This window comes from Parafrankia soli, assembly GCF_001854695.1.
Taxonomy (GTDB): Bacteria; Actinomycetota; Actinomycetes; order Frankiales; family Frankiaceae; genus Parafrankia; species Parafrankia soli.
Window position 1 is genome coordinate 1 of record NZ_MAXA01000174.1, and the last position, 1,337, is coordinate 1,337.

The 1,337-nt window shown below is 67.2% G+C and carries 1 protein-coding gene; it reads right to left on the reverse strand.

The features are described from left to right. Positions 1–1,337: amino acid adenylation domain-containing protein (locus BBK14_RS14515; RefSeq protein ID WP_131802312.1), on the reverse strand; the 1,337-nt coding region annotated here is incomplete at both ends.

The following is a 1,337-nucleotide window of genomic DNA, read 5'->3' on the forward strand; positions in this document are numbered from 1 at the left end:
GCACGACCTCCGGGTGCGCCTCCAGCACGTCACGGATCTCCCCTGGCTCGATCCGGTACCCGCGGATCTTGGTCTGCTCGTCGGCACGACCGAGGTAATCGATGCGCCCCTCGTCGTTCCACCGGGCCAGGTCGCCCGTGCGATACATCCGCGCCCCCGGCTCCCACGGGCACGCCACGAACCGCTCGGCGGTGAGGGCGGGCTGCTCCCAGTAGCCGCGCGCATTGCCCGCGCCCGCGAGATACAGCTCACCTGGAACACCGGGCAGGGCAAACTGCAGGTTCTGATCCAGGATGTACGCCCGGGTGTTGAAGATCGGCGTGCCCACGCTGGGGTTCGGGCTGTCGGCGAGATCCGCGCCGAGCGCATTGATCGTGTACTCGGTCGGCCCGTACAGGTTGTACGACTCCACGCCCGGGGCATCTCGCAGCTGCTGCCACAGCCGCTCGGGCACCGCCTCACCGCCGAGCGACACGAACACCACGCCCGTCGCGTCTGCCGACACCGATCGACCCGCCGGCCGGTCACGCTCCAGCAAACCCTCRTCAACGAGCACCTGCCCGTACGAGGGAGTCACGTCGAAGCCATCGATGCGCTGATCGTCGTAGTACGCGAGTAGCTGCTGCGGATCCCGGCGCATCTCCTCGTTGATCACATACACCGAGTGGCCGTTGAGCAGCCAGAACAGCTGCTCCCACGACGCATCGAACGAGAACGACGTCGTATGCGCGATCCGCATCCGCCGCCCGCCCTGATGGGCCACCACGCGGTCGAAGATCTTCTCCACATGGTTGGCATACATGTTCGTCAGGCCCCGGTAACCGACCGCGACACCCTTCGGTCGGCCCGTCGAGCCGGACGTGAAGATGATGTACGCAAGATGATCCAGCGACACCTCCTCGCCGCGCTCGGCCACGGTGACCGGCCCATCCGCCAGTTCCGCGACGCACGCACGCAMCACCGCATCGTCGAGATTCACCACCCGCCCCGCCGCGGGCCCGAGCCGTGCCACGTCACGATCGGTGACGAGCGTGACCGTCGGACCCGCCACATCGAGCATGTAACCGATCCGGTCATCGGGCAGCTCCGCATCGATCGGCACATACGCCGCACCCACCGCGAACACCGCGAACATCGCGATGACCATCCGCTCATCACGCGGCAGCAGCAGCGCAACCCTGTGCTCCTGGCGCACGCCCCGCTCCAGCAGCAGCCGCGCATACCGGTTCACCTCCGCGGACAACCCCGCAAACGTGAAACTCCGCGCACCCGCAACCAGCGCGATCTCCCCCGGCGACCGCGCCACCTGATCATCAAGAAGACCCGCAACAGTAACA